This is a genomic window from Bacillus pseudomycoides DSM 12442 (assembly GCF_000161455.1).
Classification (GTDB): domain Bacteria; phylum Bacillota; class Bacilli; order Bacillales; family Bacillaceae_G; genus Bacillus_A; species Bacillus_A pseudomycoides.
Map to the genome: position 1 here is coordinate 4,921,281 of NZ_CM000745.1, position 10,808 is coordinate 4,932,088.

The following is a 10,808-nucleotide window of genomic DNA, read 5'->3' on the forward strand; positions in this document are numbered from 1 at the left end:
GATAATATTTAACTTCCGAGAACGATCATTATGTAAATGAGCTGTCCATATGGATGACTTATTGTTTTTTACTTAGCGTGGTCTTGTGCTTGTCTTTTGGTCTGAAATTTGCTTTTTGGCTAGAGTGCTGGCTCGTCGTGTGGGGGCGAAACCCCACGTATTACGTATCTATTCTTTGAATAAGAACTATTTTAGAACGAATGATCTAAGCGGTTCGGCTCGTATACTTGCTAGTCCAAGTCGAGAACCATTGCTTTGCTTTTTGTCTGTCGGCTTGGCGAGCAAAGCACACGAGCCGAAAAAAGTTTTGCAAGGACAAAATCAAAAAGAAAAGGCGGTAGCCTTTAGGTGAGGATCAACGAACCGACTTTTTTATTTTAAGGGTGGAGATTTTTGAGTGTTCTTCTCAAAAATACAACCCGTTCCTTGCGGAACTTTTAGCTATATATAGAGAGTGAGAAAGGAAAAATACAAAAACTCAATAATATCAAGGGTTTAAAGGGGGTAGGGTGTGATCAAATGATCACACCTGTGTGATTAAATGATCACACCTAAAAAATGTAAAATAAGACAAAATAAAAAAAAGCAAGACTAAAAGTCAGGCTTTTTTTAAAATAAATAAACTGGTAATTTATGTTTTTTACTACTATCTTTAATTTTAAAATTACGAAGAGATCTTTTAAAAATATGTTGAGTTGCCTTGTCTACACCATCTTTGGGAGAACAACACATAACATTAGGATTCACAAACCATGTTCTAGAAGAGCAAATTCTTCCATCCTCAGTAGTCATTCCAGATTCAGCAACACCAAGTATACCTTTCTTTAATAAGGAATTCATAATCCTAGAAATATATTCTCTAGTATTTCCAAATTGTTCAGCTAAATAACTAGGAGTTGCTGCATTTGTTTCAACCTCTAACTCATTATCTACTCTTTCTATTATTACATTTGTCTTAAATTCAATATAAGGAGTAAGTTTAAACAAAAATGCTTCTTCTTTAGGTTGTAAGTAACCAATTTTATTTAAATAATTTATGTTATCCATAATTAATTGCACGAACTTCACCCCATCAGTTCGTTTTTTCTTTTTGCCTATAAAATAATCTTCACCAGTTGTACTATGTAAAATTTGCAACAATAATTGCTGTTGTTCGGAAGATAAACCCACATTTGCTTGTTCTAAAAAGCTTTCAATTTGATTTTCTCTTGATCTAGCTTTCTTTTCAGATTGCTCAAAATCAATAATTTTACTCATGAAAAAAATTCCTCTCCTTCTCTACTAGAAGGAGTCAACCCACTTATGTTAGAATATAGATACTTAAATAGTAAATAAGGGGTAACCCCTTCATAATTTTCCATAAAAAACCCCTAAGTTTGCCGACTCGCGGGGTTTTTTACTTTTTTCATACTTCGACAATATCACAGCATTTTCCTTTTGAAAACAAGTACACTTAAAAAATGGCTATTCAATAACTTTTCTCCCCTCTTATCTAACACAGTTGCTTTCATATGCCTCAGCACACCGTTTTAACGCTTCCTTTTTGGCTCCCCTATACTTTGGGTTATCTTTACATTCTCCAACCGCTACAACCAATTCTCATTGCTCATATGTCTTTGTATCTTTTTTTTATTTTGTCATAGTAACTTTTGATTATACTTATCTATCGTTTCTTGAAAGACATCCTTGTATACACTTCGGATGTCCTTTTGAACAAAGTAAATATTCTTGTCTAACCTGGTTGGATCGATGCCAGGATTTCCATGAATGTTTTCCCTATTATTATGGCTCAATGAACTTTGGTGAGATTGGTTAAATAAGATAGAGAACAACATAAAGTGCCACCACTTCCCCTAGATTAATTGATACCATAAGTCTAGCAAAGCGACGAAATGGAGTCAATTAACGTAACCCTATACGTATTTTGACGCTAACGCATCAAAATCGATAGGGGTCTGCGACGCTTTCCGGCTTTGCCGAGCCATGCATAGCATGGCAAAAACAAACCTTGGGCTTTGCCCAAACCCACTGGGGAAATCTTCCCCAGACCCCATAAAAAAACTCCCCCACCCCCCTCATTTTTGAGGGAGCTCCCTCGCCGGTAGGCAGGGTCAAACGGGTACCGTTTGACAACCACAAGAGGGTCTGGGTGTAGTAAGTATGTCAACTCCTTAATGCTCCCTCCGGTCCGCTTACCGTTGACAGACGCCATATATAACTCGTTTAATTACATTTATTTCATTCCACTTATTGGCGACTGAATACCTGATCCACACCACAACACTCGCATTTTCTGCCACTTAAACACTTTGTTTAATTTTTAGACATATTATATAAATGTTTATTTATTTTTAACTGAGGTGAATTATTATGATAAATCCTTACTATATTGGAAACAGACAAGCAGGCCCAGTCTTTTCACTCCATGCAGCTCAAGTAACAATCCATGCAATGCAACATGCAATGCAACATGCAATGCAACATATGCCATACTATTATCATCCAGCTATACCTTATCATGGAACAATACAATATTATCCAGCTATAGAATATACATCTCAAAGTATATATCCTACTACTTTTACAACAATTCCATTTTATTAACATCCTCTTGTTTTTAGTATGTTCGGCTTGGCGACATGCCATCACTTGCCGAAATCCATTGATGAGTGGATTTCGGCAAGTACAATTGCTAGTCTAAGTCGTGCTACCTAAATCCTCGTTTTTGTTATTCTCGAAAGTAAACTTTTGTATATTTGTTTACATTCATATCCCCTAAAATATTGACTTCACAACAAATCTCCTGATATCATCAAAAACAAATAAAAAAGTATACATTCAAATCAAAGCAAAACCTCTGGTCCAATCACTCTTTCTACATAATTCATAAGTTAATGTAAAAGGGGGTAATCCTATAATAGCTTTACTACAATTAATTAGACCATCCGCATTTAGAGCTGTAAAAGCATTTAACCAGAATGTACTTACAACACAAATTCAACAGATTACGTATGAAACTAAACAATTTGATTTAAAAGATGAGTATAATATATCCGATTCAACCTTTATTCCTAAAAGAAAAGGAGTATATGCTATTACTGCAGGTGCAGCATTTCTTGCTAATATTCCTTTTGATAATCCTCGTACTACAACCATGTTAATACGTGTAAATGATATCGATATTGTTAAAGAAGATCACTATTTCGTGCCAAAATTAGTTAGACGACCTCATGCAGTAAGAATAAGTACTATTCTACAATTAAATAAAAGGGATAAAGTTCAAATATGGACAATTATTAGCGGAGGAAATATGACTATTTTGAATAACGAAGGAACACATTTTGAAGCAGCTAGATTTTCATCTCCATAAAATTTCATCAGTATAATCATAATTAACTAAGAATAATCTTTTTATTTTTAGTTATAAAAATAAAAAAAGAGCTTTTAAAAAAGCTCTTTTTTTCTATCTAATTATTCAATTCGAAGTGCTAAAATATCTCGACAATCTAAAACAATTACAGTTCCTGGTTCTGTTTCATTATCTACAAAAGTTGCACAAAAATTTTCTGGATTGAAATTAACAAAAATAACGTCTTCGATTGTATTCCCACTTAAAAAAATATCTACTTCTGTACCTAATTGTAAAACCGCTAACTGATCACATACGCATTTATCATGATCATTAAACATTTAAAAACATCCCCTTCTAGAAATATAGAATTCATTCTATTCTATGTTTAAATACAAGAAGAGCTTGTTTAATAGCCTATATTCCAAAGAGATAGTATTTTTGGTTGTGATATATTTTCATACATAGTTTTCTTCGGAGGTCGTGATTCCATAAAACATACTCCTCTCTCATTAAAATGTACTGCAATACCTGCATTATTGATTTATGTACCTATAAGGTAGGGTATATATAATTGCTTGTATCAATATAGGATACAAGCATGTTTGGCATGCAAATATAAAGAATAAAGAGAGAAATAACGATATATACTATATTCATGTAAGATTTACATAACACACTTATCAGCAGTCCATGTATCTAGAAACTTAGAAAAGTCCCTTCATCTTCTGAAGGGACTTTTCATTCACATAATCAGTGTGATTGGTAGTTAAGAAAATAAACTTATTTTATTATGTTGGAGATGAAAATCTAGTAGCTTCAAAATGTGTAGTTGCAGGATCTGAAACGATTTCACCAACTACAGAACTTTGCACAAATACCTGTACTTGATCTCCTGTATTTAACTGAATGTTAGTAGAAACAGATACATCATTGTCAAATGGGATTGTACTAAAGAAATCATTATCTCGGGCTACGTCAGTATTGTTTACTCTGATGGCTATTCGCACTCTATAAGGATTGGTGAAAGTAACAGGACTAAATTGAACACTTGCAATAATAGAATATATACCTTTTGTTTCTGGAATAAATGTGGAAGTAAAAGTACTATGTTCATTTATTAGATCATATTGTTCATTCGGATATAAAACTTGCACATCGGTGTCTGCAGGAACAGGTATAGATGCATTAGTAACATCCCTAACAGCCCTGAATGCTGATTGTGGTGTTGATCCTGAAGATCCCTGAATGGGAAGTGGAAACTCACAAGGATTGAAATGCAATCTATTTTTTGATGACATAAATAATCAAGCTCCTTTGTTTAAATTTAATATATTAAATGTAAAACGAGCTTGTTTTTCTTGTATACTTGTCTCTACTTGTCCAAAGGAAAGCAATACTATATATCGTATACATATAAAGTTTACATAGCCTATCATTATCGGTAGTATCCAAAAAAAGCTCGTTTATCTTGTTTCAAATAAAAAGCCAGCTTTTCTTTTTATCATTCAATTCTAATTTATTTACCAAACAGACGACTCCAAAGTGATTTCTTCTGTTCTGAAGCTGCTACGTCTTTATGAAAAAAATTCTACAATTATTGTTGCCGCGATCAAAAGGTTACCCGGCTTCCTCCAGAGCAAGGCAATATTTACACAAAGTACTTGAGCCAATCCCCAAGTTCTTGGCTACCTCAGATCCCCAATAAGTTTGAGCTATAGTTACATTTTCTATAAGTTACTCTTCACTTCACGATACAATTGTTCCTTCTACCCCCATAACAAGAAAAGGAACCTATTAGTAGTTCTTTTCTTGTTATGGGAGATTTATTTAATTATATATAAGTGTAAAACAAGTGTCCGACGCTCGTTCCACACTATAATATATGCTGTCCTATTCAATATAGTGCAATCAATTTTAAGTATCTAATTTAGTTTTTCTTATTTCAAAATGAGAAAAGTAACTATTATACAAGCCCGCACACAAATAGATATATTAAATATCATATTAAAGTAGAAATGAAAACACTCAAAAAACAAAAATAAATGGAGGTTTTTTAATTGAGTGAAAACAAACACGATCACAATAAAGATTGTAAGGTTAAAGCAGAAACACAAATTCCGTTCAGTGATACTCCAGCAACGCCTGTTCTTACAAGAAATCCAATAGTTAAAATTCCAGTTGTATTAGCAGAAAGAACACTTCAAATTGTAGTAGAAGCAAATATCCCACTTTGTCCACCAGCAGTAGAAATTAAAAGAGTGTTAAAAGATGTATTTTTACAACAATGTAAACTAGTACCTGTTGAATATGAACCAATTAATGAAACAGGGTATTTACGAGTAACAAGAGCAAAATTGTTTGTAGAAGGTTTTATTCGTAAAAATATTGAATATGCTGCTAAAGACTGCAATGGCGTGATTCATGATAAAATTGCAAAAGTTCGATTCTCTGGTTTTGCTGACTTAACTGCAAATGACTTTTCTTCTAACCCAATCATAGCTTTTTCTTCAGAAAATAAAGCTCGTTTTATTAATCCAAAAAACACTGATGTTCCTCGTCTAGACAAATTCTTCTTTGAAAATAATGTTTTCTATAATGAACAACCATTTTGTGAAATAATTAGTGCAGAATTTTATGAGCTTGACTTCTCACCATGTGATAATGATCATGATAAACATCATGAAGAATCATGTGGTAAACATCATGAAAAAGCATTTGACCACTTACGTGAAAAAATCGTTCTTGATCTTACTTTGAAAGTATTACAAACTCAACAAGTAAGAATTGGTGGAACAACTGGACAATCTAGCTGCTAATTAAAAATTCTCATTAATATTCTTAAATCAAGTCAGTTATTTTGCAACATTTCATGCACTAAAAAAAGGAGAATCCCATATTCCTTTTGGGATTCTCCTTTCTTATTTAAAGATTGCTCACACAAATGATCTGTACATCAATTCACTTTTAATATACAGATCATTTGTATGATAATTTTTATAAATAATTGCGGGATAAACAACTTACATAAATGCTTTTAAAAGCTCTTGTACGAATGGAATGATTCCACCTACAAATTTTAAAACTGCCATTGCGATTTCCATTTTACTTCCTCCTTTATTCTCATATTAAGATTTTGTGAATCCTTCTACCTTTATTATAGTAAGCGCTTACAAAAATAGCAATACTTTTTTATAATCTATGATTTTTAACAATTAAATAAAGAGAGTTGGTTATCTAAAAAGATAACCAACCCCTTATTTAATATTAAAGAATCTGCGTTAATTCTGTATTCAAAACTCGTTGTGCAGTAATAATAACACCCTGAGGAGTTACTCCATAAACACTGTATAAGCCACCGTTTTGATTAGGGACAATTTCAACTTCATATTGTTCTGCTTGTCCCAAAGTAGAGTGAACTAAACTTAGAATTACAAGAGCAGAAGCATTAGCAGCTACAGAAAAGTTTCTCTGTTCAATTAATGTTCTTGTACCATCAAGTCTAAAAGATCGAAGTACCCCAGTAAGTGTACCTCCAGTACGATTGAGGATTTTAACCTTAGCTCTATTTGCATTAGCAGGCTGATTTCCTACATTTTCAATTGGACCAGTAGTGAAAGGCATTTTAAAATTCACCTCCTACTAAATTAAATAATTAGTAATCTACAGATTACATTCTTATAATATTCAATACTTAATTAAAATGCTCTAAAACAATTAACCAATTTGTTTTAGAAATAAAAATTAGATTTACACAACCTATCAATTATTACTAGTAAACAAAAAATTCACTTCTTATCTTTTTTCAAATAAAAAGTGAACTTTTCTTTCTATTATTAAATTCTAATTTATTTACCAAATAGACGACTCCAAAAAAATCTCTTTTGTTCTGAAGCTACTATTAGACGCTTGCTATCTTGTATTTCTTTTAATACTTGCATTAATTGAGTATCTCTTTGTTCTTCTCTTATTATCCTTTGAGCATCATTTTCCTATAAAAATTTGCTTTGCTGATCTAACCTTTGAATCAATTCTAAATTAAGTTGTTCTAATCGTTCTATACGTTCTGTTAATGCTTTTATGTGTTCTGTATCTGCTACGCTATCTGTAGCAACAGTTGCTAAGTCTTTATGAAAAAAAACTCTCGAATTATTGTTACCCCGCTCAAAAGGATATCCGACTTCTTCCAGAGCAAAGCAATATTTACGCAAAGTACTTGAGCCAATACCTAAGTTCTTGGCTACCTCAGATCCCCAAAAAGTTTGAGCCATACTTGTCCTCCCTCTACTCTAAGCTGTTCTATAGTTACTACATAGTGTTTTCCTTTTTTAAAAAGGTAACACCTTCTTTTTAAAATTTAAAGAAAAGTTTTTATTAGTTTTTACATCTATCAATTTAATAATTTATACGAAATTTTATACAAAAAAAAAGAAAATAACGAGGATTCCTGAAATCTCCGCTATATCAACAATGTATAAAATCCTGCAATAGAGGGTTTTCTATAGAAATTTAACATAGGTTAATAAACAAGCATTTTTCTTATTAAAACATAGAATAATATAACTCGTATTCGAAAAGGAGGTATAAAAAATGGGCTGTAGTAGCAACTGTTCGAAGCGTAGTAATGATTCTTGTAAATGTAAGCATGATAGTCATTCTTGTAAATCTAAATGTCATAGTAATTCTTGTAAATGTAAGAAAGATAAGTTCCGTAGATGTTGTTTTATTTGTTTTCATTGTGATCGCAAACACCAGTAAAATAGTTCAACATTTTTAGTTTTTGATGAGAAATTATATAAAAAGCTTATCCCCTTGTAAAGAAGGATGAGCCTTTTATATTTGTTATCAATAATAAGACATTATGTTAACCTCACATGTATGTTTATTCATATCCATTTTTCACAATTTAAAGATAAAGATTTTTATATACGAAGAAAATAAAATTCTACATAGAACTTCATTATGTGTTAACAACTGAACCAACTAGTCCAACCAAATCATCGGGTGATACCCCAATATAAATTGGTTGATACATATCTAGTCCCAAAAAAAATATATAAACATATTGTATTATAGTACAACTCTTTAACAAACACTCTAAAAAAGGAGCTATCTATATGCTTGAAGACAAATCTAAAGTTAATTACCCATATGAATTTACCGAAACTATAACAACACCAATTAAAAAACCAAATTATACAAAATTTAAAAATAGTACAGACACACAACCTCTTACTATTTCAAAACATTACGTTGAAAAACGTCTATACTCCGTAAGAATCGATACTCCTAAGAACAAATAATCAAAATTCATTAAGAAAACACGCCACACATGTATGTATAGCGTGTTTTCCTTGCTTTTGGGCAAGAGTGCTAGCCCCCAGGAACTTCGCGTTATATGGAATATAGGGCAAAAGAGAATCTTGAACGGATACATTAGCAGTTCGGCTCGTATAATTGCTTATCCAAGGCAGGACGGATATTGCTTGCTTTTGGTCTCTCGGCTTGGCACAATAGCACATGACCCGTTCCTTACGGAACTTTTAGATATATATATAGTGAGAAAGGAAAAATACAAAAACTCAATAATATCAAGGATTTAAAGATTCAAAAGATTATTTCCAAAACTCATACCATTTCTTATCTTTACTTGCTGCAATCATCTTCTTAACTTCCTGGACTTCCCTTATTGTTTTTATTAGCATTTCATCACGGCCCTGGTTCTTCGCCATGTCTTCGCTAGTATTCGTCGCTATAAGTACCTGGGATTCCTGTATCGTTTGTATAGCGCTCAATAACTCTGATTCTCTTTGTATAAATCTCTGGTCTTGCTCAGTTAATCGTTTGGTTAATTCCTGGAGCAAATCATTTTGTTTTTCAATGACTTCTTTTTGATCTTGAATCATCGTCTGTAGCGTTGTAGCGTTGAAATCCGGTTCTTCATAGCGCTCAACTTCATGTCGATCCAATGGCAATACTTCAACACCTTGATGCCATGATACAATTTGCTTTGTGGCATTTTCTAGTGTCATATCTGTGTCGTTCTTTAGGTTTATAACCTTACGGAATACCATTACATCACTTTCTCTATATTTCCTATGCCCACGCTCGTTTTTTATGAAAGTGTAACCCTCTTTTTCTAACACGTCTGCATACTTACGTAATGTAGATGATTGGATAGCTAATTGCTCCGCCACGTCACTAGGACTATAAAACGTCTTCATAGCGTTTCACCTCAAAAATATATTCGCTATAGCAATGATATACCCTTTTTCCTAATAATTCACGTATCACTTGTTTGTATTTTTAACTTCCATAATCTTCACAGGAGTAATGTATTTAGTTCATATTACAGCCCCAAGCTTAGGGACACATATCGATTTTAAAATTAGATACTCCTTACTTCTCAATAACAACATCAAAACCTTTTCAGTTTATACAAGATTTTATACAAAAAAGTAAAAACGAAAAATAGCGGGGATCCCTAGAATCTCCGCTATAACAACAATGTATAAAATCCTGCATATCGATTTTACATAGGAAAGAAGAAAGAACTTAATAAAAACAAGGATTCTCCTTTGTCCTTGCTACCGATAATGAGACGTTATGTTAACCGAATATGTATATTCTATTCATAAAATCTTTTCTTTTTTTTCCCTTTATAATTTTGAAATAGAATTTGATTAAAAATGCTCCACAATCTCAAGTTTTACGATAAATAAAAAGAATCCATTTTAAAAAATATTGATCAAAGTGGATTCTTCTCCAACAACTTTAAGTTTATTTTTTTATAAAAAAAGTTTAACTATCCCTATAGATTCTTATGGAACTAAAACACCCCATAAGTTAGATAATTACAAGAACCTTTGAATTTGCTTATAATGATGAAGATCATGTTCTATTAAGCCTAAAAAGTAACTATAGAGTGATACTTTGTTTTTTCCTAAAATTAAGTTCTGTGTCCATAACTCATCCGTTAAATCATTTATTGTATTAATCAACTTTTTCCTTACCATTATAAACTGATTAATTAGTTCCTCTTTTGTTTTAGATTTACTATCAATTGATGCTTGATAATTTATTAAATTAACATTTGGACTCTTTGGTAATTGAGTACCCTGAAATAAATAAGGAATACGCTGATTCAAAACAAATTCATCCCAAGGTATAAGGTGTCCAATTACTTCAGCAATAGTCCACTTATCTTTATCTATTTGCATCCTCCATTTCTCTTCAGATAAATGTCTTAAACTTCTTACCCAATCAATAGATTGTTCATAATGATTTATTATTTTCTTCTTTTTTTCATACAACTACATCAACTCCATTAATTTATCATTCAACTATTTATTACCTTTCAAAATTAATAATCTAAATTCCTCTTTGTACTACTCTTTTCCATGTATACCTTAAAAAAACGAAAATTTTTTTGATAAATAATTTAACGTTCTCGGTCATT

General features: G+C 32.0%; 9 protein-coding genes and 3 pseudogenes. 3 read left to right on the forward strand and 9 right to left on the reverse strand.

Annotation, left to right across the window (positions count from 1 at the left end; all coding sequences use genetic code 11):
- Nucleotides 1-609: 609 nt before the first annotated feature.
- Both BPMYX0001_RS24990 and BPMYX0001_RS31495 read right to left on the reverse strand, forming a co-directional pair.
- Nucleotides 610-1,257 carry a hypothetical protein gene (locus BPMYX0001_RS24990; protein ID WP_006096963.1) on the reverse strand — a complete coding sequence of 216 codons (648 nt, stop codon included), beginning with the start codon at nucleotides 1,255-1,257 and terminating at the stop codon, nucleotides 610-612.
- Between the two features lie 249 nt (nucleotides 1,258-1,506).
- Nucleotides 1,507-1,835 (reverse strand): annotated as a pseudogene (locus BPMYX0001_RS31495) (plasmid recombination protein); the annotation flags it as partial.
- A 535-nt stretch (nucleotides 1,836-2,370) separates the two neighbouring features.
- Between BPMYX0001_RS31495 and BPMYX0001_RS25005 the strand changes: the two are divergent.
- Nucleotides 2,371-2,604 (forward strand): hypothetical protein, encoded by a 234-nt coding sequence (locus BPMYX0001_RS25005; RefSeq protein ID WP_006096964.1) that lies wholly within the window; start codon nucleotides 2,371-2,373, stop codon nucleotides 2,602-2,604.
- Between the two features lie 867 nt (nucleotides 2,605-3,471).
- Here BPMYX0001_RS25005 and BPMYX0001_RS25015 read toward each other — a convergent pair.
- The 3 genes and pseudogenes from BPMYX0001_RS25015 to BPMYX0001_RS35035 all read right to left on the reverse strand — a co-directional run.
- The gene (locus BPMYX0001_RS25015; RefSeq protein WP_003209791.1) at nucleotides 3,472-3,690 is read right to left on the reverse strand and encodes a hypothetical protein; all 219 of its coding nucleotides are present in this window, start codon (nucleotides 3,688-3,690) and stop codon (nucleotides 3,472-3,474) included.
- A 450-nt stretch (nucleotides 3,691-4,140) separates the two neighbouring features.
- Nucleotides 4,141-4,650: a hypothetical protein gene (locus BPMYX0001_RS25020; protein ID WP_006096966.1), complete on the reverse strand. Its 510-nt coding sequence runs from the start codon at nucleotides 4,648-4,650 to the stop codon at nucleotides 4,141-4,143.
- A gap of 254 nt (nucleotides 4,651-4,904) precedes the next feature.
- Nucleotides 4,905-5,068 (reverse strand): annotated as a pseudogene (locus tag BPMYX0001_RS35035) (DUF3967 domain-containing protein); the annotation flags it as partial.
- A 341-nt stretch (nucleotides 5,069-5,409) separates the two neighbouring features.
- Here BPMYX0001_RS35035 and BPMYX0001_RS25025 point away from each other — a divergent pair.
- Complete coding sequence (locus BPMYX0001_RS25025) at nucleotides 5,410-6,168, forward strand: CsxC family protein (RefSeq protein WP_006096967.1); 759 nt, start codon at nucleotides 5,410-5,412, stop codon at nucleotides 6,166-6,168.
- Nucleotides 6,169-6,616: 448 nt separating this feature from the next.
- On the opposite strand, the gene BPMYX0001_RS25035 is transcribed toward BPMYX0001_RS25025, so the two are convergent.
- On the reverse strand, nucleotides 6,617-6,973 hold the full coding sequence (locus BPMYX0001_RS25035) for a hypothetical protein (RefSeq protein WP_006096968.1): 357 nt from the start codon (nucleotides 6,971-6,973) through the stop codon (nucleotides 6,617-6,619).
- 224 nt (nucleotides 6,974-7,197) lie between these two features.
- Nucleotides 7,198-7,620, reverse strand: a pseudogene (locus tag BPMYX0001_RS29690) (DUF3967 domain-containing protein).
- Between the two features lie 846 nt (nucleotides 7,621-8,466).
- On the opposite strand from BPMYX0001_RS29690, the gene BPMYX0001_RS25045 reads away from it, so the two are divergent.
- Nucleotides 8,467-8,652 (forward strand): hypothetical protein, encoded by a 186-nt coding sequence (locus BPMYX0001_RS25045; RefSeq protein WP_018783725.1) that lies wholly within the window; start codon nucleotides 8,467-8,469, stop codon nucleotides 8,650-8,652.
- Between the two features lie 312 nt (nucleotides 8,653-8,964).
- Here the strand turns inward: BPMYX0001_RS25045 and BPMYX0001_RS25050 are convergent, their stop codons facing one another.
- Both BPMYX0001_RS25050 and BPMYX0001_RS25055 read right to left on the reverse strand, forming a co-directional pair.
- Nucleotides 8,965-9,573, reverse strand: a complete 609-nt coding sequence (locus tag BPMYX0001_RS25050; RefSeq protein WP_018783726.1) for a DUF3967 domain-containing protein — start codon at nucleotides 9,571-9,573, stop codon at nucleotides 8,965-8,967.
- A gap of 630 nt (nucleotides 9,574-10,203) precedes the next feature.
- A complete protein-coding gene (locus tag BPMYX0001_RS25055) occupies nucleotides 10,204-10,662 on the reverse strand; it encodes a DinB family protein (protein WP_006096971.1) in 459 nt (152 codons plus the stop codon).
- Nucleotides 10,663-10,808: the final 146 nt, after the last annotated feature.